General features: G+C 66.2%; 21 protein-coding genes. 9 read left to right on the top strand and 12 right to left on the bottom strand.

Going from position 1 to position 22,897, the window contains the following annotated elements; genetic code table 11:
• Position 1: 1 nt before the first annotated feature.
• The 5 genes from ACE10X_RS40985 to ACE10X_RS40965 all read right to left on the bottom strand — a co-directional run bounded on the left by ACE10X_RS40985 (position 2) and on the right by ACE10X_RS40965 (position 7,428).
• Positions 2 to 784, bottom strand: a complete 783-nt coding sequence (locus ACE10X_RS40985) for a TIGR02186 family protein (RefSeq protein WP_038384475.1) — start codon at positions 782 to 784, stop codon at positions 2 to 4.
• Positions 781 to 1,710, bottom strand: a complete 930-nt coding sequence (locus ACE10X_RS40980) for a sulfite exporter TauE/SafE family protein (protein WP_028339007.1) — start codon at positions 1,708 to 1,710, stop codon at positions 781 to 783. Before ACE10X_RS40980 ends, ACE10X_RS40985 begins: the two co-directional genes overlap by 4 nt.
• A 265-nt stretch (positions 1,711 to 1,975) precedes the next feature.
• Positions 1,976 to 2,818: a hypothetical protein gene (locus ACE10X_RS40975; protein ID WP_375763734.1), complete on the bottom strand. Its 843-nt coding sequence runs from the start codon at positions 2,816 to 2,818 to the stop codon at positions 1,976 to 1,978.
• A gap of 115 nt (positions 2,819 to 2,933) precedes the next feature.
• On the bottom strand, positions 2,934 to 6,473 hold the full coding sequence (locus ACE10X_RS40970) for a hypothetical protein (protein WP_375763733.1): 3,540 nt from the start codon (positions 6,471 to 6,473) through the stop codon (positions 2,934 to 2,936).
• A 367-nt stretch (positions 6,474 to 6,840) separates the two neighbouring features.
• Positions 6,841 to 7,428, bottom strand: a complete 588-nt coding sequence (locus ACE10X_RS40965; RefSeq protein ID WP_057016062.1) for a PadR family transcriptional regulator — start codon at positions 7,426 to 7,428, stop codon at positions 6,841 to 6,843.
• A 164-nt stretch (positions 7,429 to 7,592) separates the two neighbouring features.
• Between ACE10X_RS40965 and ACE10X_RS40960 the strand changes: the two genes are divergently transcribed.
• From ACE10X_RS40960 to ACE10X_RS40945, 4 genes are all read left to right on the top strand, one after another.
• Entirely contained in the window at positions 7,593 to 8,009 is a 417-nt protein-coding gene (locus ACE10X_RS40960) for a nuclear transport factor 2 family protein (protein WP_038384471.1), read from the top strand.
• Between the two features lie 108 nt (positions 8,010 to 8,117).
• Positions 8,118 to 9,905 carry an acyl-CoA dehydrogenase C-terminal domain-containing protein gene (locus ACE10X_RS40955; protein ID WP_038384470.1) on the top strand — a complete coding sequence of 596 codons (1,788 nt, stop codon included), beginning with the start codon at positions 8,118 to 8,120 and terminating at the stop codon, positions 9,903 to 9,905.
• Positions 9,906 to 10,042: 137 nt separating this feature from the next.
• Positions 10,043 to 11,251: an acetyl-CoA C-acetyltransferase gene (locus ACE10X_RS40950; protein ID WP_038384474.1), complete on the top strand. Its 1,209-nt coding sequence runs from the start codon at positions 10,043 to 10,045 to the stop codon at positions 11,249 to 11,251.
• A 19-nt stretch (positions 11,252 to 11,270) separates the two neighbouring features.
• On the top strand, positions 11,271 to 13,484 hold the full coding sequence (locus tag ACE10X_RS40945; protein ID WP_375763732.1) for a 3-hydroxyacyl-CoA dehydrogenase NAD-binding domain-containing protein: 2,214 nt from the start codon (positions 11,271 to 11,273) through the stop codon (positions 13,482 to 13,484).
• 305 nt (positions 13,485 to 13,789) lie between these two features.
• On the opposite strand, the gene ACE10X_RS40940 is transcribed toward ACE10X_RS40945, so the two are convergent.
• Positions 13,790 to 14,098 carry a hypothetical protein gene (locus tag ACE10X_RS40940; protein WP_244435780.1) on the bottom strand — a complete coding sequence of 103 codons (309 nt, stop codon included), beginning with the start codon at positions 14,096 to 14,098 and terminating at the stop codon, positions 13,790 to 13,792.
• A gap of 234 nt (positions 14,099 to 14,332) precedes the next feature.
• On the bottom strand, positions 14,333 to 14,950 hold the full coding sequence (gene gstA / locus ACE10X_RS40935) for a glutathione transferase GstA (RefSeq protein WP_038384468.1): 618 nt from the start codon (positions 14,948 to 14,950) through the stop codon (positions 14,333 to 14,335).
• A gap of 130 nt (positions 14,951 to 15,080) precedes the next feature.
• Here gstA and ACE10X_RS40930 point away from each other — a divergent pair, with 130 nt between their 5' ends.
• From ACE10X_RS40930 to ACE10X_RS40920, 3 genes are all read left to right on the top strand, one after another.
• Complete coding sequence (locus ACE10X_RS40930) at positions 15,081 to 15,605, top strand: MarR family winged helix-turn-helix transcriptional regulator (protein WP_375763731.1); 525 nt, start codon at positions 15,081 to 15,083, stop codon at positions 15,603 to 15,605.
• 93 nt (positions 15,606 to 15,698) lie between these two features.
• Complete coding sequence (locus ACE10X_RS40925; protein ID WP_212054777.1) at positions 15,699 to 17,069, top strand: glutamate--cysteine ligase; 1,371 nt, start codon at positions 15,699 to 15,701, stop codon at positions 17,067 to 17,069.
• Between the two features lie 143 nt (positions 17,070 to 17,212).
• Positions 17,213 to 17,770 (top strand): PAN domain-containing protein, encoded by a 558-nt coding sequence (locus ACE10X_RS40920; protein ID WP_038384458.1) that lies wholly within the window; start codon positions 17,213 to 17,215, stop codon positions 17,768 to 17,770.
• 106 nt (positions 17,771 to 17,876) lie between these two features.
• On the opposite strand, the gene ACE10X_RS40915 is transcribed toward ACE10X_RS40920, so the two are convergent.
• The 5 genes from ACE10X_RS40915 to ACE10X_RS40895 form a co-directional block, all read right to left on the bottom strand.
• A complete protein-coding gene (locus tag ACE10X_RS40915) occupies positions 17,877 to 18,443 on the bottom strand; it encodes a nucleotidyltransferase family protein (protein WP_038384457.1) in 567 nt (188 codons plus the stop codon).
• Complete coding sequence (locus tag ACE10X_RS40910; RefSeq protein ID WP_038384456.1) at positions 18,440 to 18,787, bottom strand: MmcQ/YjbR family DNA-binding protein; 348 nt, start codon at positions 18,785 to 18,787, stop codon at positions 18,440 to 18,442. Before ACE10X_RS40910 ends, ACE10X_RS40915 begins: the two co-directional genes overlap by 4 nt.
• A gap of 109 nt (positions 18,788 to 18,896) precedes the next feature.
• Positions 18,897 to 19,667: a signal peptidase I gene (gene lepB, locus ACE10X_RS40905; RefSeq protein WP_038384455.1), complete on the bottom strand. Its 771-nt coding sequence runs from the start codon at positions 19,665 to 19,667 to the stop codon at positions 18,897 to 18,899.
• Complete coding sequence (gene tldD, locus ACE10X_RS40900; RefSeq protein ID WP_016847098.1) at positions 19,667 to 21,091, bottom strand: metalloprotease TldD; 1,425 nt, start codon at positions 21,089 to 21,091, stop codon at positions 19,667 to 19,669. The genes lepB and tldD overlap by 1 nt, the downstream gene beginning before the upstream one ends.
• 272 nt (positions 21,092 to 21,363) lie before the next feature.
• Entirely contained in the window at positions 21,364 to 21,819 is a 456-nt protein-coding gene (locus tag ACE10X_RS40895) for a helix-turn-helix domain-containing protein (RefSeq protein WP_051002964.1), read from the bottom strand.
• Between the two features lie 132 nt (positions 21,820 to 21,951).
• Between ACE10X_RS40895 and ACE10X_RS40890 the strand changes: the two genes are divergently transcribed.
• Positions 21,952 to 22,344 carry a DoxX family protein gene (locus ACE10X_RS40890; protein WP_038384454.1) on the top strand — a complete coding sequence of 131 codons (393 nt, stop codon included), beginning with the start codon at positions 21,952 to 21,954 and terminating at the stop codon, positions 22,342 to 22,344.
• A gap of 10 nt (positions 22,345 to 22,354) precedes the next feature.
• Positions 22,355 to 22,873, top strand: coding sequence for a hypothetical protein (locus ACE10X_RS40885; protein ID WP_304557324.1), 519 nt, complete (start codon positions 22,355 to 22,357; stop codon positions 22,871 to 22,873).
• The last annotated feature ends 24 nt before the right edge of the window (positions 22,874 to 22,897 follow it).

Genomic DNA, 22,897 nt, shown 5'->3' with positions numbered 1-22,897 from the left:
ATCAATCCTTGCGGAACACGATCGAGGCCATCCAGCCGGTCATCAGCGCCATGAACGCGGTGATCAGGCCGTAGACAAAGCCGTTCTGCCGCGCGGTGGTGGCGACGAATTGCTCGAAGCCGACCTTGACGATCTCGAACGCGGTCTCGGCCTTGGTCACCAGCGCGCCGTCGGAAAACAGCTTGATCTCGACATTATAGGTGCCGATCGGCACCTCCGCAGGCAGCGGAATGCCGGTGCGGAACAGGGTCGGGGTCAGGAAGGTCACCGCCGAGGTCGCCTCGCGGTACAGCCCGTGCTCGGAGCGCAGCCGCACGAAGGCGCTGCGGAACGGGTCGTTCGGCACCACGTCGGCATAGTCGGGCCCGACCCGCTGCATCAGCAGCACGTTGTTGAGCCCGAGCTGCTGCCGCCGCTGCACCTCGGGCGAGGCGATCTGGTCGAACGGGCGATTGGAAAACAGCGCCAGATAGCCCGGCACCTGCAGGAACTGGCGCGAGTCGGTGTTGATCCAGATGCCGAACTTGCGCTCCTTGCGCCGCGTGACCATGTCGGCGCGCGGGCCGGACACCGTGACGACGAGATCGTAGTTCGCGCGGTTTGACGGCGTCTTGTCGTCCTTCTCGACCGAGCCGAACAGCACGAGCTCGCCGCCGGAATAGTTCGGCGTCACCGTGACGCGGTGGTTGGAGACCGACACGATCAGCCGCTCGGCATGAGCGGGCGCGGCCGCCAGGCTGGCGACGGCGAGGCCGATGATCGCGAGCGCGGTGCGCGGCCTCATGGCGGGGCTCCGCCGGTTTCGCGGATGCTGAACAGGTCCTGCGGCCGGATCACCAGCTCCACCGCAAAGCGGATGCCGACCGCGAGCACGAGCAGGCCGAGCAGCAGGCGCAGATGCTCGCCGCGGATCTTCTGGCCGGCGCGGGCGCCGAACTGCGCGCCGGTGACGCCGCCGACCATCAGGATCAGTGCCAGCACGGCGTCGACCAGATGATTGGTCACCGCGTGCAGCATGGTCGCGAACACCATGGTGACGAGGGTGAGCACCATCGAGGTGCCGATCACGGTCGAGGTCGGCACCCGTAGCACATAGATCATCAGCGGCACCAGGATGAAGCCGCCGCCGATTCCCATCACCGCGCCGATGAAGCCGATCGCGAGCCCGACCACGACGATCGGGATGACGGAGAGGTAGATCTTGGAGCGCTTGAAGCGCAGCTTCAGCGGCAGGCCATGGATCCAGCCATGGCTGCCGGGCTTGCGCAGGGTGACGGGGCGGCCGCCGCGGGCGCGCAGCATCGCGCGCAGGCCTTCCCAGAACATCAGCCCGCCGACCGTCGTCAGCAGGATGACGTAGGACAGCGCGATCATCAGGTCGAGCTGGCCGAGCGAGCGCAGGAAGGTGAAGGTCCACACCCCGAGCGTGGTGCCGAGCGTGCCTCCGACCAGGAGCACCGCCGCCAGCAGCGGGTCGATCGCACGTCTGCGCCAATAGGAAATGGCACCGGAGAACGAGGAGGCCGCGATGTGGCTGGCGACGGAGGCGACCGCGACCGCGGGCGCGATGCCGACGAAGATCAGCAGCGGCGTCATCAGGAAGCCGCCGCCGATCCCGAACATGCCGGAGACGAATCCAACCGCCGCGCCCATCGCCAGGATGAGGAAGACATTGACCGGAATGTCGGCGATCGGGAGGTAGAGCTGCACGCGCGTCGCTTCTTGTCGGTTCGCCGCGCGATCGGCGCAAGGCCGCATCACGGCGTGATGTCGTTCTGGTCGGGCATTCTCCGGCTGAACGAATCCGGTCGGCGCGCAAGACGCAGGCGAACGCGGGTCGATTGCCGCGTTCTTGCATAACTGAAATCGGCGGGGGGAGGGACTAAAGAATCCGCTCCCGGGGGCATTTTTCGCCGCACTCGGCCGCCGTCTGCGGACGTGGTTGATGATTCAGATTAATGACGCCCGTGCCGCCTCACGGCCGATCGACCGGCCTGGTGATCAGGTTCAGCGCGAGCGCTTCCTTCGGGTTCAGCCAGCGGATATCGGAGGTTTGCGACATCGCCTCGACGATCCCGGAGGAGACGCCCATCTTGGTCATGTAGCCCAGCACCATGCCCTGGATGCGTTGTGCCTCGGCGAGGGGATCGCTGACGGGCGTGCTCGTCGTGAAGCGATGCACGCCGAGCCGCGAGCCCGCGATGCCATAGCGGGTCTGGCCGCCGGCATAGACCAGAACGCAGGCGCTGGCGCAGGACGCGGGGCGGAGCTTGCCCGAGGCGCCGGCGGTGGCGACCGCGGTGACCAGCCCGCGCGTGCGGATGACCTCGCCCATGATGGCGGCCTGGTTCAGCGCGCCGCCCGGCGACGACAGCAGCACGACGTCGCCTGGTGCGAGACGCGCCTCGCTGAGCCGGTCACGGAACCAGCTCGCGCTGGCCGAGCCGATCTTGCCGCTGATCGCAAGCGCCCGCCGGCCGCGGCCCGATCCGTCGATGTCGACGTCGGGAATCACGGCCGACGTCATGCTGGCCGCGATGTAGGTCTCGCGCCAGAAGTCCCAGGCGCCCGGCGTCGACAGGTCCCGGTAAGCCTGGATGGCGACGCTCGACAACAGCAGCACGAAGATGATGATGGACCAGAGCGAGAACCGGAACGCGCGGGCCGGCGATGCCGCGTTCCCTTGCGGCGTCGGCGGAGGCGAGGCCGAGGGGCGCCGGGCAAATGGAGACGGCGCCTGTCGCGGCGGCGCAACGCGGGGACCGGTCGGCGACGAACGGTGGCCCGTTCCATCATCCTGGCGATCGTCGACAGACAAGCCTGACCCTCCGGAACGCGTGCGCCGATGGCGCGGAACTGCGCGCCTGTCTACACGGCGGAGGGCCGGAGGTATAGGACAGCGGCGCCGTCAAGGCGCCGCAGCCGTCTCGAACCTAGCGAGCCGGAGCGGCGAGCGCCGCGGTCCGCTTCGAGGGTTGCTTGACCGGCTTCGCCGCTGCGGGCTGCGCGGTAGCGCCGTCCCAGCCGCCGGCGGGGGCCGGCACGTTGACCGCATCGCTCGGTTGCGGCTCGGCGGTGAAGGTCTGGATTGCCAGCTTCGCTGCGGCCAGCGACTGCGGGTCGAGCCGCTTGGCTATATCGTCGCGCTTGTGGCCGGCGTCGGCGTCGCCCTGCGCGGCCGCGAGGCTGAACCACTTGAAGGACTCGGCGAGGTTCTGTTCGACACCGATGCCGCGGGCATAGAGGATGCCGAGATTGACTTGGCTGTCGGCAACGCCGCGATCGGCGGCCTTGCGGAACCACTGCGCGGCGCTCTTGTAGTCGGCGCCCTTGCCGCCGCCGTCGGCGTCGAGCACGGCGAGATTGTGCATCGCCTTGGCGTTGCCGCGCTCGGCGGCCTGCACGTAGTAGCGTCGCGCCACATCGAAGTCGCGCTTCACGCTGAGGCCCTTCTCGTAGAACGTGCCGAGCCGGAACATCGCGGGCACCACGCCGGCCTGCGCCGCGCGGGCATACCATTTGGCGGCTTCGTCGACATTGGCGGTCACGCCCTTGCCCTCGGCAAAGCGGACGCCGACTTCATAGGCCGCGGCCGCATCGCCCTTGATCGCGGCGGTGCGCAGCGCCGGACCACCGATTGCATCGGGCAGCTTCTCGCCCGCCGGGATCTGGACCATGGCGAGCTTGCCGCCGAGCGGCGGTGCGGTCGGAATCGTGCCGGTCACGTCATTGGCGGCGGCCGTTGGCGCCGCAGCCGGCTCAGGCGCGGCGGCGGGTGCGGGCGCGGTTGCCGGTGGGATCGTCACCTGCGCGCTGTCGAGCGTGTTCGGCGCCGGAGTGTTGTTGGACTGGCGGCCAAGCGGGGTCGGCGAGGTCATTGACGGCCCGGGGACTGACGACCCGGGCACGCCGGACGGCGCAGCCGGTGCGGGGGCTGCGGAATTCTCGGCAGGCGGCTGCATGGGCGGCGTGGCCGGCTCGCTGTGCTCGATCGCCGGCATCTGCGGCGCGGAGCTGGTGTCGAGCAGGTTCATCGCCATCTTGGCGGTCGAGAGCAGGATCACGACCACGCTCGCGCCGACCAGCAGCGAACGGATCTTGGAGGTGATGGTCGAAGGCTGCGCCTCCGTCGCGCCAGTCGCCGTCGCGCCGGCCGCGGCCGTGCCGGCCTTGGCGGCAGCCGCCTTCGCGGCCTTGTCGGCCTTCTCCTTGGCCTTGGCTGCAGCTTTGCTCGCGGCGCGCGCCGCCTTCTCGTTGACGGGTTGCGCGGCAGCGGCCTGCGCGGCGCGGCGCGCGGCGGCGATGAAGCTCGATGTCGAGATCGGCTCCTTCTTGCCGGCGGGAAGATCGCTGATCGCGCGCTCGGAATCCGCGATCCGCTCCGACGGCGAAGCGACGCGGCCGGAAGGGCGCGTGCCCGGTTCGAGCGGATGATCCGGCGGCAGTTCCGGCGCGATCGCGGCGCGTGCGGACGCCGCATGCGGCTCGAGGATCTCGCTGATCGCGCGCGGCGGCAGCGGCGGCGGCGGCGCGCTCTCGACCGGCTGCGCGGCATGGAATTCGCGCGGCGCGGACATGAAGTGCTCCTGCGCCAGCGCAGGATTGGGCAATTCGGGCCTGTACGATTCAGGCTTGTACGCTTCAGCTTTGGGCTGCGCGATCGACTGCGACATCGCCGCGCGCGGCATCTCCATCCGCGGAGCTTCCATCCGCGATTCGGCCGGCGCGGGAGCTGGCGGCGCAGTGCGCACTGTACGCAGATCGTTCTCGATCATCGCAAGACGATCGACGACATGGCCGAGCGTGTTGTGAACGGTCTCCAGCGAATCCTGGGTGCGGCGGTCGGTCTCCGACTGGCTGAAGCGGATGTCGGACAGCTCGCGCTTCACCATGTCGACGATGCCGCTGTCCATCATCGGCTGCGGCGAGGAGCTGACGTTGCGGGCGGCGTCGGCGAGCGAGGCGATGTGGGCGTGCTGCGCCTCGAGGTGCCGCATGATGTCATGCAGCCCTTCCTCGACCCGGCCGAGATTGCCGGAGCGCTGGTCGGCGGACTCCAGGCGCTCGAGCAGATAGGAGACGCGCTGCTCGAGATGGGTGAATGCCGACGAACTGTCGTTGCCGACCTGCAGGCGGTCGATCCGCTCCGACAGCGAGCGCAGGGCGCCTTCGATGACGTCGGTGTTGTCATGGCCGGCCGGCCGCTCGCGGGCCTCCAGCGTCGAGGCCAATGCGGCAATGCGCTGCTCGATCCCGGCGAAGGCATCGCCGTGGGTCTCGGCGCGCGACATCTGCGACAGCTGGTCGACCTTCGCGGCCAGCGCATGCACGTCCCCGGAGAGCTGGAGCAGCGCGTCGTTGGAGGCGACGTTGGAGACGATGGCGCGCAGCGCGGCGATCGCGCTTTCGAGCTGATGCACCGTCGACGGATCGTCGTTGGCGCGCAGGATCATGTCGAGCTTGGCGCCGAGATTGCGGATCGCCTCGTCGTAGCCGGTGAGCTGCTCGGCGGGCGTCAGCGTGCGCAGCGCCTCGTGGATTTCCGACAGCGCGCGTTCGATGCCGGCGATCGCCTGGCCCTGGCCGTTGCGGCCCTCCTGGCGGATCTCATCGATCCGGTGATGCAGCGAGCGGATCTCGTTCTCGATCGATTCGATCGCCCGGCGCGGCATCGCCTCGGTGATCGCCTGGCGGATTTCCGCAAGCTCGCCGCGGAAGGCCGCGATCGACTGCTCAATATGGTCGGGCCGCTGCAGCGCCTCGATCTGGCTCGTGATCTTGAGCAGATGACGCTCGAGCGAGGAGAAGTCGGGCCCGGCCGGCGCAGCCGGCGGCGGCGCATAGGCGGCCATCGGCGGCGCGCCGCGCGGCGGCATTTGCCGTTGTGCTGATACATCGAGCTCGTTCTGGCGCGCGGCGATCTCCGCGATCGCGGAATCGAATGAGGCCGGGCTCAGTGGCGGCGAGGGGCGATAGACCTGGGCCGCGGCGCGCTCGACCGCTTCCGCCTGGCGCAGCCTCTCCTCCAGTTGCCGGTCATGCATCTGCGGCTCACGCTGCATCTGCGATTCACGCATCGGCTGGGGCTGCGGCTCGCGCGCCGGCTGCGGCCGCGAAATTTGCGACAGCCGGGCATCGAGGCGCGAAATCGCGTCGTTCAGCTGTCGCGCGACGGCGGGCTGGCCGCGCGGCACTTCGGCGCGCACCGCTTCGGCACGCGTCACCGGCTTTGCGATCTGTTCGATCTGGCGGGTGATGGCGTCGAGCCGCTGGTGGATATCGGCGACCTCGCGGCTTTCCCGGCTCGGCATCGGCTGCCGCTGCTCCATGCGCCAATCCGGCGGGCTCGGTTCGCCGACGGTGGAGTTGAGCCAGTCGTTGAGCGACATGCCGGCGCGGCGCGCAGCCGCCTCGGCCCTTTCGCGGACGGAGGGATCGATGCCGTCAACACTCCACGATACGCGCGAATTCATGATTCCGTCCGGTCCCGACTCCGGCGCTACACCCTGCGCCCGCAGCCTCCCCGCGCATTCCCGTTAAGAGACAATCGAATTCTGCGCTGGGCGTCTGCCTCAGCTGCTGACTTTTTCCCGTCACGGTAAATAACGGGTTAAGGAATGCGGCCGACTGGCTCTAAAGTTAGGGAATCCGGGAACCTGTTGCGCCGGATCAGGACAGCGAGTTGTGTTGCCGCCGAACTTCTCCTTCCCCCTGAAAGGGGGAAGGTCGGGATGGGGGTTTGCCGCGGGCGACGCTGTATGCGGGAGAGCGGATCCCCACCCGCTTTGCTCTTCGAGCAAAGCGACCTCCCCTTTTCAAGGGGAGGTTGGAGATTTGTTTCTAGCCGTTGCTCTCGCGCTTGCCGTCGTCGAGCGGCAGCACATTGCTGCGGCCGGACATCGCCGACAGCGCGTCGAGCGCCTCTTCGCACCATTCCACCACCATGCGCTCATGGCGCATGCCGAGGCGCAGGCTGAGCATCTTGCCGACGTCGGCCGGCGGCGCGGTACCGTCGGGAAAGCGCTTGTTGAGCAGGCGCTCGTAGCGCTCGTAGCGGTCGCGGTGATGCTCCAGCCGCGCCATCAGGTCGTTGCGCAGCGGCTCGATGTCGACGCAGTCGAGCGCATAGAGCCGGACCAGAAGGTCGTCCTTGATCGAGGGCGGAACGCTCGGCCGCGCCGCCCAGTGCTTCAGCGCCGCGCGGCCTTCGGCGGTCAGGGTATAGACCAGCTTGTTGGGCTTGCCGGACTGCACCACCTCGCGGCCCTGGACGTGCCCCTTGTCGCGCAGCCGCGAGAGCTCGCGGTAGATCTGCTGGTGGTCGGCCTTCCAGAAGAAGCCGATCGAGGCGTCGAACGTCTTGGCGAGCTCGTAGCCCGTCATCGGACGTTCCGTGAGGCAGGCGAGGATTGCGTCACCGAGTGCCAACGCCCACCTCCATCTCAGTTCCCCAAAAGGCCATTCTGAAGTTCGCTTGACTTTATGCGTTACTGTGCATATGCGTCAATATGCATATGGTGATCGGCGTGCCACCTTGTCGCGCGCGCCGGTGGTTCAGGCTTTTCTTAAACCCCGCCGCAGGAGACGTCCGAATGAGCAAGCCGGGCCTCGACAAGTGGTACGCCTACATGAAGTCCCACGACACCGCCGCTCTGTGGGATCTGCTGCATCCCGACGCGGTGTTCGAAAGCCCGGTCGTGCACACGCCGCAGCGCGGCCGCGACATCACCTTCAAATATCTCACCAGCGCCGCCAAGGTGCTCGGCGGTCCGACCTTCAGGTATCTCGGCGAGTGGCAGAGCGACACCGGCGCGGTGCTCGAATTCGAGAACGAGATCGACGGCATCAAGCTCAACGGCGTCGACATCATCACGTTCGATGGTGACGGCCGGATCACGCATTTCAAGGTGATGGTGCGTCCGCTGAAGGGGATCAACCTGCTGCATCGGATGATGGGCGAGGAGTTGATGAAGCAAAGCGGCGCAACGTCGCAATCACAGTCGCGATAGCATCTGCCGCGGACCTCCGGAACCGGATAAGGTCCGCTCCAACAAACCCAAGGACACGCTGCGCAGCGTCCGTCGCACATGCGGCCACGTGCCAGCCGGGAGACCAGCATGCCAACCTACAAAGCCCCCGTCGAAGACGTCAGCTTCCTGCTCAACGACGTTTTCCAGATCGACCGCTACGGCAATCTTCCCGGTTTCACCGATGCGTCGGCCGATGTGCGCGAGGCGATCCTCGGCGAGGCCGCCAAGCTCAGCGAAGAGGTGCTGCAGCCGCTCAATCGCACAGGCGATCTCGAAGGCTGCAAGCGCAGTGACGACGGCAGCGTCACCACGCCGAAGGGCTTCAAGGATGCCTTCAAGCAGGTCGCCGAAGGCGGCTGGCTCGGCCTGTCGGCGCCGACGGAATTTGGCGGCCAGGGCCTGCCGGTGACGCTCTCGCAGGCGGTCAACGAATTCCAGATCTCCGCCAACATGGCGTTCTCGATGTATGGCGGGCTGACCATGGGCGCGACCGCGGCGCTGCTGGTGCACGGCACCCCCGAGCAGAAGCAGACCTATGTGCCGAAGATGGTCGCCGGCCAGTGGACCGGCACCATGAACCTGACCGAGCCGCAGTGCGGCACCGATCTCGGCCTGCTCCGCACCAAGGCGGTGCGCCAGGCCGACGGCAGCTTCAAGATCACGGGCACCAAGATCTTCATCTCCGCCGGCGAGCACGACCTCACTGAGAACATCATCCATCTCGTGCTGGCGCGCATCGAAGGCGCGCCGGCCGGTATCAAGGGCGTCTCGCTGTTCGTGGTGCCGAAGGTGTTGGTCAATGCCGACGGCTCGCTCGGGGCGCGCAACGGCGTCAGCTGCGGCTCGATCGAGCACAAGATGGGCATCCACGGCAATTCCACCTGTGTGATGAACTACGACAACGCCACCGGCTGGCTGATCGGCGAAGAGAACAAAGGCATGCAGGGCATGTTCGTGATGATGAACGAGGCTCGCCTCGGCGTCGCCGTGCAGGGCCTCGCGCAGTCCGAGGTCGCCTATCAGAACGCGGTCGCCTATGCCCGCGAACGCCTGCAGGGCCGCTCGCTGACCGGCGTGAAGGAACCCGAGAAGCCGGCCGATCCGATCATCGTGCATCCCGACGTGCGCCGCACGCTGCTCACCATCCGCGCCTTCAACGAGGCGGCGCGCGCCATGGTGGTATGGACCGCGCTGAAGAGCGACGTCGCGCACCGCTCCAACGACGCCGGGGATCGCCAGGCCGCCGACGATCACATGGGCCTGATGACGCCGGTGCTGAAGGGTGTGTTGACCGACACCGGGTTTGCCAACACGGTCTCGGCGCAACAGATGTTCGGCGGCCACGGCTACATCGCCGAGCACGGCATGGAGCAGTTCGTGCGCGATGCCCGCATCGCGATGATCTATGAGGGCGCCAACGGCATCCAGGCACTCGACCTGGTCGGCCGCAAGCTGCCGCGCGACGGCGGCCGTGCCGCGATGGCGTTTTTCGGCGAGGTCGGCGCTTTCGCCAAGGAGCATGGCGCCGACGAGGCGATGAAGCCGTTCATCACCCCGCTCTCCACCGCGCTCGGCCATCTGCAACAGGCCACCGGCTGGCTGATGCAGAACGCGCTGACCAAGCCCGACAATGCCGGCGCCGCCGCGACCGACTACATGAAATTGTTCGGCCTCGTCGCGCTCGGCTATATGTGGGCGAAGATGGCCAAGGTGGCGCAGGACAAGGCCGCCGCCGGCACCACGCCCTACCTCAACACCAAGCTCGTGACCGGCCGCTTCTTCATGGAGAAGCTGCTGCCGGAAACCGCCGTGCATCTGGCCCGGATCCAGAGCGGCAGCGCCACCACGATGGAATTGGCCGCGGAAGCGTTCTGAAGCGTTTTCCAGCGAAGTGGAGACCGGTTCGCGTGAAGAAAACGCGTCAAACAAGAAAGCCTTGAAAATTGCCGCCGCACCGCTGCGGCGGCGGGTTCTTCCGTATATATTATGATCCTCATATCAAGGAGGGCGTCATGCCTGAGGCATACATCTACGATCACGTTCGTACCCCGCGCGGCCGCGGCAAGGCCGACGGCGCGCTGCACGAGGTCACCGCGCTGGCGCTCGCCACGGTGCCGCTGAAGTCGCTCAAGGAGCGCAACAATCTTCCCGAGGATTCCGTCGACGACGTCGTGCTCGGCGTGGTCGATCCGGTCGGCGAGGCCGGCTCCGACATCGCCCGTTTCGCGGCGCTGAGCGCCGGCCTTGGCGAGAAGGTGCCGGGCGTGCAGATCAGCCGCTTCTGCGCCTCCGGCCTCGATGCAGTGAACTTCGCCGCGGCCCAGATCATGAGCGGTCAGCATGAGCTCGTGATCGGTGGCGGCGCCGAATCGATGAGCCGCGTCGGCATCGGCGCCTCCGGCGGCGCCTGGCCGATGGATCCCTCGATGGCGGTACCGGCCTATTTCATGCCGCAGGGGATCTCGGCCGATCTGATCGCGACCAAATACGGTTTCTCGCGTGACGACGTCGACGCCTACGCGGTGCAGAGCCAGCAGCGCGCGGCCAAGGCCTGGGACGAGGGCCGCTTCAGCAAGTCGGTGGTGCCGGTCAAGGACGTCAACGGCCTGACCATCCTCGCCAAGGACGAGCACATGCGCCCCACGACGACGATGCAGTCGCTGGCTCAGCTGCAGCCGTCATTCGCGGCGATGGCCGCGATGGCCGGCTTCGACGCGGTGGCGATCCAGTCGCACCCCGAGGTCGAGAAGGTCAATTACGTGCATCACGCCGGTAATTCCTCCGGCATCGTCGACGGCGCCGGCGCCGTGCTGCTCGGCAGCAAGGAGGCGGGCGCCAAGCACGGGTTGAAGCCGCGGGCGAAAATCCGCGCATTCGCCAATATCGGCTCGGAGCCCGCGATGATGCTGACCGGCCCGGTCGACGTCACCGAAAAGCTGTTCGAGCGCTCTGGCATGAAGAAGTCGGACATCGACCTGTTCGAGCTCAACGAGGCCTTCGCCTCGGTGGTGCTGCGCTACATCCAGGCGTTCGACATCGACAACGCCAAGATCAACGTCAATGGCGGCGCGATCGCGCTCGGCCATCCGTTAGGGGCGACCGGCGCGATGATCCTCGGCACCGTGCTCGACGAGCTCGAGCGCACCAACAAGGAAACCGCGCTGGTGACGCTGTGCATCGGCGGCGGCATGGGCACCGCCACGATCATCGAGCGCGTCTGAGACGAGGGGAGCGAGCAACATGGCTTACAAGAATTTCAAGTTCGAAGTCGACGCCGACGGCATTGCGCTCGTCACCTGGGACATCCCTGATCGTTCGATGAACGTGTTCGACGAGGTCTCGACCCAGGAGATCGGCGAGATCATCAAGCAGACGACCGGCGATGCCGCGATCAAGGGCGTCGTGATCACCTCCGCCAAGGAGGCGTTCTGCGCCGGCGCCGACCTCTCGATGCTCGAGGGCATGAACCGCGCTTACGCGCAGCTCTTGAAGGAGAAGGGCGAGGAAGCCGCGAACCAGATGCTGTTCGAGCAGAGCCGCCAGATGTCGCAGTCGTTCCGCGCGATCGAGACCTCGGGCAAGCCATGGGTCGCCGCGATCAACGGGCTCGCGCTCGGCGGCGGCTTCGAGATCACGCTGGCGTGCCACTACCGCGTCGCGGCCGAGAACCCGAAGACCCGCCTCGGCCTGCCCGAGATCAAGGTCGGACTGTTCCCCGGCGCCGGCGGCACCCAGCGCGTGCCGCGTCTCGTGCAGCCGGCGGATGCGATGCAATTGCTGCTCAAGGGCGAGGCGGTCAATCTGACCCGCGCCAAGGCGCTCAACCTGATTCACGCCGTCGTACCGGCCGCAGACTTGATCAAGGCCGCCAAGGACTGGATCAAGGGCGGCGGCAAGGCGGTCGCGCCGTGGGACGAGAAGGGCTTCAAGCTGCCCGGCGGCCCCGTCTTCTCCAAGATGGGCATGCAGATGTTCCCGGCCGGCAATGCGATCTACCGCCGCGAGACCTACGACAATTATCCGGCCGCGCGCGCCATCATGAGCTGCGTCTATGAGGGCCTGCAGCTGCCGATCGACGCCGCGCTGCGGGTCGAGTCGCGCTACTTCACCAAGGTGCTGCGCTCGAAGGAAGCCGCGGCGATGATCCGCTCGCTGTTCCTGTCGATGCAGGAGTTGAACAAGGGGGCGCGTCGCCCGGCGGGCGTGCCGCCGACCAAGGTCAAGAAGCTCGCCGTGATCGGCGCCGGCTTCATGGGCGCCAGCGTCGGCTATGTGTCGGCGCAGGCCGGCATCGACGTCGTGCTGGTCGATCGCGACCAGGAGAGCGCCGACAAGGGCAAGGGCCACGCCAAGACCGTGGTCGACGGCCTGATCGCCAAGGGGCGGATGAAGCAGGACGCGGCCGACGCCATCCTGGCGCGGATTTCGGCAACGGCCGACTACAACGTGATCGCAGACTGCGACCTCGTCATCGAGGCCGTGTTCGAGGACCGCAAGGTCAAGGCTGACACCTATGCCAAGGCGCAGCCGCTGCTCAAGCCGGGCGCCATCTTCGCCTCCAACACCTCGACCTTGCCGATCAATTCGCTGGCCGAGGAGTTCAAGGACCAGGGCAAGTTCATCGGCATCCACTTCTTCTCGCCGGTCGAGAAGATGATGCTGGTCGAGATCATCCTCGGCAAGAACACCGGCGACGTCGCGCTGGCGACCGCGCTCGACTACGTGCGCGCGATCGGCAAGACGCCCATTGTCGTGAACGATTCCCGCGGCTTCTTCGCCAACCGCTGCGTGATGCGCTACATCTCCGAGGGCAACGAGATGCTGCTCGAAGGCGTGCCGCCGGCAATGATCGAGAACACCGCCAAGATGGCCGGCATGCCGGTCGGGCCGCTGTCGCTGCAGGATGAGGTCGCGCTCGATCTCGGTCTGAAGATCACCAAGGCGACCGAGGCCGATCTCGGCCCCAACGCGATCGACCAGGCGCAGAAGAAGCTGATGGTCGAGATGGTCGAGAAACAGGGTCGCTTCGGCCGCAAGAACGGCAAGGGCTTCTACGATTATCCCGAGAAGGGCAAGGGCCAGAAGAGCCTGTGGCCGGGGCTCGCCAATCTACAGCCGAAGCAGCTCGATCCCGACACGCTCAGCGTCGAGGAATTGAAGCAGCGCTTCCTGGTGGTGCAGGCGGTGGAGGCCGCGCGCACCGTCGAGGATCACGTCATCACCGACGTGCGCGAGGCCGATGTCGGCTCGATCCTCGGCTTCGGCTTCGCGCCGTTCACCGGCGGTGCGCTGTCCTACATCGACTTCATGGGCACCAGGAACTTCGTCGCGCTCTGCCACAGCTTCGAGAAGAAGTACGGCTCGCGCTTCACGCCGCCGAAGCTGCTCGAGGAGATGGCCGCCAAGGGAGAAACCTTCTACGGCCGCTTCCCGCCGAAGAAACAGGCGGCGTAAACTTCCGGGGCAAACTCGCGCAGGATCAAGCCGGTCATCGATCCGACTTGGTCCTGTTGTGCGACGGTCATGCCGGTCAAAGTCCCGCCACGCTTGTTCCCCACTGGCACCACGCTGCTGGCATCACTCTTGCTGGTCGATCGTCGGGGCGACGATCAGCGTGAGGGTGTCGTGCGATGAGTTCTGCGCTCAGGGAAAATGCCGCGGAGGTCGTGGCGAAGGATCCGTTGCCTTCGTTGTCGCCGTCGCGGCGGTGGAAGCCGCTGCGTTTGCGGGGCAAGGGCCCGTCATGGACCGGCCTCGCGCTACTCGTTCTGGCCGCGGATATTGTGCTCGCCACGGCGGTCTGGCAGGCCGTCAATTTCTTCAGCCATTGAGCCGTCGGTCCCCGGCGAGAGCAAGGCGCCGGCGAGATAGGCGAACTGGTTGAAGGCGAGGCAGGCGACGACGATCGGAGCGCCGGTGGCAAAGGAAAAGCCGTCGGATTGGAGCACGATCGCCGCGAGCACCGCGATCAGCGGCGACTCCAGCATCAATGTCCAAACCCGAAAGTACAAACTGGTTGCCAGCCCAACCAGGGTGCTGGTCAATAAAAGGGTAAAGGCGATCGTCACATTTTTAGACCAGTTGGAGCGGAGGGCGCCGCAGGTCATAGTCGGTCAGTTGGATCGCTCGAACAAGGACGGCCACGCCCTCAGCCGGAACTACACTGACTTAGTATTAATCGCTATAATGCAGGTTAAATTGAGACTTTCCGCCTCCGGTGTCGAGAAAGGGGATCGGCGAATCCACAACAAAATAGAGCCGGATCGATCGACCCGGCTCTATCGCGGTGGTGGTGAGCGAGCTCAGGCCGCCTTGAGCAGGCCTTCCTTCTTCAGCGCTTCCTGCACCTTCGGGCGCGCCGCGACGCGGGCCTTGTAGGCGGTCACGTTCGGCAGGCCGGAGAGATCGAAGCCGAGCCGGTCCTGCGCCCACATGATCATGGTGAAGAGGTAGCCGTCGGCGACCGTGAACTGGTTGCCCATCAGATAGTCGCGTCCGGCGAGCTGGCTCTCGACATATTTGAACTTGCCCATGGCGCGGTCCTTGAAGAAGGCCTTGGCGTCGTCGGCGAGCACGGGCGAGAACATCGGGCCGAGATTCTTGTGCAGCTCGGTCGTGGTGTAGTTCAGCCATTCGAGCAGCTTGTAGCGCTCGTTGGAGTCCCTCGCCGGCGCCAGCTTCTTGTCGGCGGCCTTGTCGGCGATCATCTGGATGATGATCGGCCCCTCGGTGACCATCTCGCCGGTATCCAGCGCCAGCGCCGGCACCTGGCCCTTGGGGTTCACCTGGAGGAAATCCTCGCCGTTTTCGAGCTTCTTGGCGCGCAGATCGACCTTGACCAGGTCGTAGGGGAGCCCGGCCTCGAGCAGGGCGATATGGGGGGAGAGGGAGCAGGCACCGGGGGTGTAATAAAGCTTCATAGGGGTATTCCTTCCCTTGTTCTTGGCGTCCGGAGAGGGATTGCCTACATGCGCCTGCATGAAATAGTCAAGATTGATGCAGATGCATTCAGTGCGGTACACTCGGTTCCGGGACCCTATGAGCTAGACCATGAAACGTAAGCTATCGAGCGAGGCGACGGCCGCCTGGATCCGCCTGATGCGGGTGCCGAGCCGGGTGCTGGACTGCGTCGAGCAGGATTTGAAGAAGGCCGGTTTTCCGCCGCTCGCCTGGTATGACGCCTTGCTCGAGCTGTCGCGCGCGCCGTCGGGCGAACTGCGCCCGGTCGAGCTCGAGCGCCAGATGCTGATCCCGCAGTATTCGACCTCGCGGCTGATCGACAAGCTGGTCGACGAGGGGCTCGCCGCCCGGCGCGAATGCAAGATCGACAAGCGCGGCCAGTTCGTCGAGATCACCGAGGCCGGGCGCGAGCTGCAGAGGAAGATGTGGAACGCCTATTCCGCCGCGATCGACAAGCATGTCGGCTCCAAATTGTCCGACGCCGACGCGACCAGGCTGTGCGGTCTGCTCGACCGGCTCGGCTGCGCTTGCGGCGACGCCAAAGGCGACGTCAAGAACGAGACCAAGGCTGATAGCAAGGCTGCGCCTGCGCGAGACGGCGTGCCTGCCCGATGATATTGCTGATTCCATCATCCGCGGCCGTTGTGGCTCGCGGATGTCCCTGCCACCGCGCGCCTTCGATCGAAGCGCCCTTGAGTTGGATTATCTATGGCGCGTGACCAGATCGACATGACGCCGCTGCAGTCGCGCGACGAACTCGTGGCGTGGCTTGAAGCCGGCGTGAAGCCTGAGTCCGAATTCCGGATCGGCACCGAGCACGAGAAGACTCCGTTCACGCTCGAGGGCCATCAGCCCGTGCCCTATGAAGGCGCCAAGGGCATCGGCGCGCTGCTCGAGGGCATGAAGCTCTTGCTCGGCTGGGAGCCGATCATGGAGCGCGGCAACATCATCGGCCTTTATGACGTCACCGGCGGCGGCGCGATTTCGCTCGAGCCGGGCGGGCAGTTCGAACTGTCGGGCGCGCCGGTCGAGACCGTGCATCAGACGCAGTCGGAATTGATGGCGCATCTGGCGCAGGTGCGGGAGATCGCAACCCCGCTCGGCATCGGCTTCCTCGGCCTCGGCATGACGCCGTCCTGGTCGCGCGCGCAGATCCCCGTGATGCCCAAGGGGCGTTACAAGATCATGCGAAACTACATGCCGAAGGTCGGCAAATACGGCCTCGACATGATGTTCCGGACCTGCACGGTGCAGACCAATCTCGACTTCTCCTCCGAAGCCGACATGGTGAAGAAGCTGCGCGTGTCGCTGGCGTTGCAGCCGATCGCGACCGCCTTGTTCGCCAACTCGCCGTTCACCGAAGGCAAGCCCAACGGCTTCCTGTCGTTCCGTTCCGAGATCTGGCGCGACACCGACAATGCGCGCAGCGGCATGGTGCCGTTCGCGTTCGAGGACGGCATGGGGTTCGAGCGCTATGTCGATTACGCGCTCGACGTTCCGATGTATTTCGTCAAGCGCGGCGAGGAATATATCGACGTCTCCGGCTCCTCGTTCCGGGATTTCTTCGCCGGCAAGAATGCCGCCCTCCCGGGCGAGCGTCCGACCTTGTCGGACTGGGCCAATCACCTCTCGACGATCTTCCCCGAGGTGCGGCTGAAGCGTTACCTCGAAATGCGCGGCGCCGACGGCGTGCCGTGGGGCCGGCTGCCGGCGCTGCCGGCGTTCTGGGTCGGGCTGCTCTACGACAATGACAGCCTCGATGCCGCCTGGGACATCGTCCGCCACTGGACCGCGCCGGAGCGGCAGGCGCTGCGTGACGACGTGCCGCGTTTCGGCTTCAAGTCGCGGATCAAGGACCGTTATTTGTTCGAGATCGCCAAGGAGTGCCTGATCCTGTCGCATGCCGGATTGCGACGGCGCGGCCGGATCGATCATCTCGGACGCGACGAGAGCCGCTTCCTCGAACCGCTCGAGCGCATCATCGAGGCCGGCCGCTCGCCGGCGGAGGAGATGCTGGAGAAGTTCAACGGTCCCTGGAAGGGCTCGGTGGAACCGGCCTATCAGGAGTACGCGTTTTAATCCCCGCTTGACCCCAATCCGGGCCCGAAACGCGCGCGAACGGCGGTGGTGTCGCACCCGCCGTTCATCCGCCGTACAGGTTCATGGCGTTCAAATGACGACCCGCTAAACGCGCGGGGCTGCGCGAATTTGAAAGCAATCTCATGGGGATAGGCCGCCACTTTAGGGCGTGTGTGGTGATGTTTGCGGTCCTCGCGGCCGCTGTCGTCGCGCGCCCGGCATTGGCGCAGACCAATTTCGACCGTCCCGGCGGCGACTATCTCAACGCGCCAGTGACGACGGGCGATCCGGCCGATTGCGCGCTGACCTGCGAGCGCGACCGCCGCTGCCGCGCCTGGAGCTTCAACTATCCGACCGACGCCAACAACGGCGCGGTGTGCTGGCTCAAGAGCACCGTGCCGCCAAGGGTGCAGAACGTCTGCTGCGTCTCCGGGGTGCGCGGTGCCGGTGTGGTCGAACCGCGCAACGGCGCCATCGAAACCTCGATCGACCGCCTCGGCGGCGACTACAAGAATTTCGAATTGAAGAGCAGCGACGGCGGCGACGAGGCCTGCCAGGCCGCCTGCACCGCCGACAACAAGTGCCGCGCCTGGACCTACGCCCGCCCCGGCTATGCCGGCCGCGACGCGCATTGCTTCCTGAAGAAAGAGATCAAGCCGCCGCGCCGCAAGGCGGGGTTTACGTCGGGCGTGGTGCGCTGAAACCGTAGCCCGGATGGAGCGAAGCGTAATCCGGGACCGGACTCACCGCGGATGGGCCTGCCCCGGATTTCGCTGCGCTTCATCCGGGCTACGAAGCTACGACAGGCTACTCCGCCGCCAGCACCGTGATCTCCGGCCACAGCGCCTTCCACCGCGCCGCCTTCGTCGCATAGTTCGCCGCGGAAAAATTCGCGGTTCGGTTCGGCCGCACGATCATGCCGGCGACATCGTCGAAACCGTTCGGCGCATAAACGTCGTAGCCGCGCGTGGTGCGGCGGATGCCGATCTGCGTGTTTTCGGTGAGGAAGCGATCGATGCCGTCGGTCGAACACGACAGCGCCGGGTAGGGCAGGCCGTGCTTGTCGGGATACCAGAGATGGACGCGGGCCTGGTTGCGCACCTCGATCGCGACACCGAGATGCGCAAGCCGTGCCTTGAACTCGCGGATCACCGCGTCCTCGGCCTCCCATGAGGTATCCGGATCGAAATAGAAGATGTCGTGGTCGCTGATGCCATGATCGAGCGGCCGGCGGGTCACCACGTTCCACACGGTCTGCACCAGGCAGCCGGCCACCAGCCACGCATCGGGCAAGCCGAGGCGGTACAGCTCGTCGGTGACGGCTTGATTGGCCGGGTTGCGCAGCGCGGCTGTGAGGAATTCGTCCCGCGTCACGACGAGGCGGTCGCGTCGTAGTCCCTGACCGCCTTCTTCGACGCCAGCGTGCGCCAGTGCCGGCGCAGCAAGGGCTCGACGGTGGCGCGTTTGGCCTTCGACAGGCGGATCAGGACCATCGGGTAGTCGCGGTAGTGATCGGTGAAGTAGAACACTTTGGGCTGATGCTCGACCAAGATGTCGCGCTCATCCGGCGGCACGCCCGGCATCACCAGGCTGTCGCCGTCCTCCTTGAGCCGCACCAGCATCTTGTTGCGCACCTTCAGCGCCGGCGTGCCGTAGGACGAGCCGTCCTCGACCTCCGGCCACGCCAGCGCGATGCGCCTGATGTCGTCGAAGGTCACGGCTGACCTCTCGCGGGGAATGTAGCCCGGATGAGCGAAGCGATATCCGGGACGGCCTCGACACATGCCCCGGATGTCGCTGCGCTCATCCGGGCTACGCGCTACGCGTCTACTGCACCGAGGTGAAGAAGCGCGCGAGGCGGAAGCCTGAGAGCCAGGTCCAGACCGGCTGGCTGCGGATGCCGAGGTCCCAGGAGCCGACCACGGCGTCGGCGCGGCCGATCAGATTGTCGATCGGCAACAGGCCGACGCCGCCGTCGCGCACCGGCACGCGACTATCGGCGGAATTGTCCCGGTTGTCGCCGAGCACGAACAGTTTGCCCGGCGGCACCGTCACCTCTTGGGTGTTGTCGAGCCGGCCGTTGTCGCGGATCTTGAAGATCGCGTGGTTGACGCCGTTCGGCAGCGTCTCGATATAGCGATACGCCTCCTCGCCGCCGCCGCGATCGTCTTCGGCGAAGCCGGTGCCGTCGGGCTTCAGCGTCGTCGGATGATCGTTGATGAAGAGCTGACCTTGCCGCATCTGGATGCGATCGCCGGGCAGCCCGACCACGCGCTTCACCCAGGCCTGCGAGCGGTCGCCCGGCCAGCGGAACACCACGACGTCGCCGCGCTTCGGTGTCTCGCCGAACACGCGGCCGGTCTCCGGCAGCGTAATCTGGATCGGCAGCGACGCCGCACCATAGCCATAGGGGAATTTCGAGGCGACCAGCGCGTCGCCGATCAGCAGCGTCGGCTCCATCGATCCCGACGGCACGTAGAACGGCTCGGCGATCGCGCCCTTGGCGAGGAACACGACGGCCACGATCGCGGCCAGTTGCACGGCCTGCCCGCGCCAGCTGGTCGGCTTGGCCGTCACAACTTCGTTTCCGCTGCTCACTAGCCCGTTCCTCCGACCGTAATCCGTTCCATCCTGAGCGTCGGCTGGCCGACGCCGACCGGCACACCCTGGCCGTTCTTGCCGCAGGTGCCGATTCCCGTATCCAGCGCAAGATCGTTGCCGATCATGGTGATCCTGTGGAGATCGGTCGGTCCGTTGCCGATCAGCATGGCGCCCTTCACCGGCGCACCGAGCTTGCCGTTCTCGATCTTGTAGGCCTCGGTGCACTGGAACACGTATTTGCCCGAGGTGATGTCGACCTGGCCGCCACCGAAATTGGCGGCGTACATGCCGTTCTTCACCGAGGCGATGATCTCGGCCGGGTCGCGGTCGCCCGACAGCATGTAGGTGTTGGTCATGCGCGGCATCGGCACGTGCGCATAGCTCTGCCGCCGTCCGTTGCCGGTCGGCTTCATGCCCATCAGCCGGGCGTTCTGGCGGTCCTGCATGTAGCCGACAAGAATGCCGTCCTCGATCAGCACGGTGCGGTTGGTCGGCGTGCCCTCGTCGTCGATCGAGAGCGAGCCACGGCGCGAGGCCATGGTGCCGTCATCGACCACGGTGACGCCCTTGGCGGCGACCTGCTGGCCCATCAGGCCGGCAAAGGCGGAGGTCTGCTTGCGGTTGAAGTCGCCCTCGAGCCCATGGCCGACGGCCTCATGCAGCATCACGCCGGGCCAACCGGCGCCGAGCACCACGTCCATCTCGCCGGCGGGCGCCGGCACCGATTCGAGATTGACCAGCGCCTCGCGCAGCGCGCCGTCGGCGGCGTCGCGCCAGGCCTTGGTCTCGATGAAGCGCGCATAGCCTTCGCGGCCGCCATAGCCCTTGCTGCCGCTTTCCTGCCGGTCGCCCTGGCCGGCGACCACGGAGATGTTGACGCGCACCAGCGGGCGGATGTCGCGATAGCTCTCGCCGTCCGGCCGCAGGATCTCGACCACCTGCCAGGTCGCGGTGAGGCTGGCGGAAACCTGCCGCACCCGCGGGTCCTTGTCCCTGACATAGGCGTCGATCTCGCCGAGCAGCTTGACCTTGGCCTCGAATGCCGGCCCGTCCAGCGGGTTCTCGTCGCCATAAAGCTTGATGTTGGTGTGGGCGGGCGCCGCGGCGAAAGTGCCGGCATAGCCGCCGCGCACGGCCGCGACCGCATCCGCGGCGCGGATCAGCGCCGGGATCGAGACGTCGGAGGAATGCGCATAGCCGACCGCGTCGTCCTTGACCGCGCGCAGGCCAAAGCCCTGCGAGGTGTCATAGGTCGCCTGCTTCAGCCTTCCATTGTCGAACACCAGCGCCTCGGTCTGCCCAAATTCCAGGAACAGTTCGCCGTCGTCGGCGCCTTCAAGGCCGCGCGCCACCTCGCGGCGGACGGCATCGCGGTCCAGATTGGCGCGGTCGAGCAGGGAGGTCGTGGCGGGATTGGTCATGGTCACTCCGACGCAGTGCGATTGCTTAGCGATTCCTCGTCATCCTTGCCTGAAGCGCAACTGATTGCCAGTGGGGAACCCGCAGCAGGGATTTCGGGGGGATTGAAGCAGAGACGAGCGGAAAACTCATCTTACAACCCGGAAACCTGTACCGGTCCCGGTTCAGGCCCGGACGGCGATCACCAAAGATAGTGGTTGGGGTAGCAAACCGGGAGTGCCTGCGATTATGCGGTCGATCACAGTGCGCCGTCGGGCTCCTCACCTTGTCGTCATCACCTTGAGCGCCGATCCGCCTTCCGCGGCTGGCTTTCGCGCTCGGCTGCATCGCCCGATTGCGGCTTCGGCTGCGCGGTGCCCTGCGCCGAGGTCGGAAAGCCATGCTCCTGCGCCCAGCGGTACAGTTCGTCGAACACCGGCTTGAGCGCCTTGGCCGACGGCGTCATCTCGTACTCAACCCGTGGCGGCACCTCGGGATAGACCGTGCGCTTGACGAGGCCATTGGCCTCGAGATCGCGCAGCTGCGTGGTCAGCATGTGCTGGGTCACGCCGGGGATCGACTGGCGCAGCTCGCCGAACCGCCGCTTGCGCTCGACCAGTTGCCAGAGGATGTCGCCCTTCCATTTCCCGGCCAGCACCGACAGCGCGCGATGAAATTGCGCCGACAGGTCGCCGTTGCACGGCTCGGACGCCGCCGGAGGCTCGGCAGGCTCAATAGTCAGTTTTTTCATACTACCTCACAAAAAGCATCCTACTTGTTCTTTTCATCTTACTTCCGAATTTAGACCACCGAAAGCCGCGGGCCAGCCGCCGATCGGTCGGGTAGCCGCGGTCCGGCCTTACGAACAACTCGGGAGTCATAAATGTCAGTTGCAGTTGCCGCGGCGCCGTCGCGCTGGAAATCCGTCAGCCTCTGGGTCGTCAGGGGACTGCTCGCTTTGGCCTTTGCCGCCGCGGGCGCCGCCAAGCTTTACGGCGTGCCGATGCTGGTCGAGGAATTCGAGCATATCGGGCTCGGTCAGTGGTTCCGCTATTTCACCGGATCGCTGGAGCTGCTCGGCGCGGTCCTGATCCTGCTGCCCCCGGTCGCAGCGTTCGGCGGCGTGCTGCTCAGCTGCATCATGGTCGGTGCGACCATTACGCATCTGTTCGTGATCGGCGGCTCGCCGGTGCCCGCCCTCGTGCTGCTGACATTGAGTGCAATCGTCGCCTACGCCAAGCGCAGCCAGTTCGCGCTGCTCGCGAGCGCGCCGTGAGGTGAGCGCGATGCGCGTCTCTCGCCGCAAGCTGGCGGTCGTGACCGGGCTGGTGCTGGCCTTCGCGGTGCCGTTCGCCGCGACAATGCTGCTCACCGGTTCGGTCGCGGCGGTCTCGAAACCCGAGCCCAAGAAACTTGAGTCCAGGAAGTCGGAGCCGCGCATGCACCGCCTGGTGCTGCCGATCAACAGCGACGACCCGACCACGATGCGGGCGCTGATCTCGACCGCGCTCAACCTCCCGAAATATTATCGGGAGCGCAACGAACCGTTCGAGATCGAGGTCGTCGCCTACAATGCCGGCGTCCACATGCTGCGGGCCGATACCTCGCCGGTGAAGGACCTGCTCCGGGTGGTGAGAGGGCTCACGCCGGACATCCGCTTCGTGGTCTGCGAAGCCACCAAGCTCGGCATGGAGCGCGCCGAGGGACATCCGCTCGTCCTGCTCGACAATGTCGACCTGGTGCCGAACGGGCCCGGTCGCATCATCGAATTGCAGGAAGCCGGCTGGTCCTACATCCGCTCCTGAGCGATGCAGCGATCAGGCCAAGTG

The organism is Bradyrhizobium sp. Pha-3, from assembly GCF_042258325.1.
In the GTDB taxonomy this organism is placed as follows: Bacteria; Pseudomonadota; Alphaproteobacteria; order Rhizobiales; family Xanthobacteraceae; genus Bradyrhizobium; species Bradyrhizobium elkanii.
This window is presented reverse-complemented; position numbering and strand designations above follow the sequence as displayed.

Coding starts and splice junctions, on each gene's coding strand:
- ACE10X_RS40985 (WP_038384475.1), bottom strand. CDS start 784: ATGAGGCCGCGCACCGCGCTCGCGATCATCGGCCTCGCCGTCGCCAGC.
- ACE10X_RS40970 (WP_375763733.1), bottom strand. CDS start 6,473: ATGAATTCGCGCGTATCGTGGAGTGTTGACGGCATCGATCCCTCCGTC.
- ACE10X_RS40960 (WP_038384471.1), top strand. CDS start 7,593: ATGAGCAAGCCGGGCCTCGACAAGTGGTACGCCTACATGAAGTCCCAC.
- ACE10X_RS40955 (WP_038384470.1), top strand. CDS start 8,118: ATGCCAACCTACAAAGCCCCCGTCGAAGACGTCAGCTTCCTGCTCAAC.
- ACE10X_RS40950 (WP_038384474.1), top strand. CDS start 10,043: ATGCCTGAGGCATACATCTACGATCACGTTCGTACCCCGCGCGGCCGC.
- ACE10X_RS40945 (WP_375763732.1), top strand. CDS start 11,271: ATGGCTTACAAGAATTTCAAGTTCGAAGTCGACGCCGACGGCATTGCG.
- gstA (WP_038384468.1), bottom strand. CDS start 14,950: ATGAAGCTTTATTACACCCCCGGTGCCTGCTCCCTCTCCCCCCATATC.
- ACE10X_RS40930 (WP_375763731.1), top strand. CDS start 15,081: ATGAAACGTAAGCTATCGAGCGAGGCGACGGCCGCCTGGATCCGCCTG.
- ACE10X_RS40925 (WP_212054777.1), top strand. CDS start 15,699: ATGGCGCGTGACCAGATCGACATGACGCCGCTGCAGTCGCGCGACGAA.
- ACE10X_RS40920 (WP_038384458.1), top strand. CDS start 17,213: ATGGGGATAGGCCGCCACTTTAGGGCGTGTGTGGTGATGTTTGCGGTC.
- tldD (WP_016847098.1), bottom strand. CDS start 21,091: ATGACCAATCCCGCCACGACCTCCCTGCTCGACCGCGCCAATCTGGAC.
- ACE10X_RS40895 (WP_051002964.1), bottom strand. CDS start 21,819: ATGAAAAAACTGACTATTGAGCCTGCCGAGCCTCCGGCGGCGTCCGAG.
- ACE10X_RS40890 (WP_038384454.1), top strand. CDS start 21,952: ATGTCAGTTGCAGTTGCCGCGGCGCCGTCGCGCTGGAAATCCGTCAGC.
- ACE10X_RS40885 (WP_304557324.1), top strand. CDS start 22,355: ATGCGCGTCTCTCGCCGCAAGCTGGCGGTCGTGACCGGGCTGGTGCTG.